This is a genomic window from Psychrobacter sp. CAL346-MNA-CIBAN-0220 (assembly GCF_040309805.1).
Lineage (GTDB): Bacteria > Pseudomonadota > Gammaproteobacteria > Pseudomonadales > Moraxellaceae > Psychrobacter.
In genome coordinates, this window is record NZ_JBEOPF010000131.1 from 1 (window position 1) to 282 (window position 282).

Below are 282 nucleotides of genomic sequence, written 5' to 3' on the forward strand. Positions count from 1 at the left end.
ATACTGCAGTACGTGATGCTTCAGCACCCGTGCCAGACACTGTTGGAATACCTATATGATGTATTGCAGGATTTTTAATTAAATCCCAACCTTGGTATTCAGAAGAACTACCAGGGTTAGTGAGCATTAGTGATACGGCTTTGGCTAAGTCCATCGTTGAACCGCCGCCTAAACCGACTACGCTCACTGGTAACTTAGTGTTAAATGCGTTAACTTGCGCCGTTAACGCATCAACTTGTTCAGTTGTTGGCTCATCATCTACGTTTACGTAAATCAGTAGGT

General features: G+C 43.6%; 1 pseudogene. It reads right to left on the bottom strand.

The annotated features are described in order from the left end of the window. Window positions 1-282: pseudogene (gene kdnB, locus AAEY88_RS13000) on the bottom strand (3-deoxy-alpha-D-manno-octulosonate 8-oxidase KdnB); the annotation flags it as partial.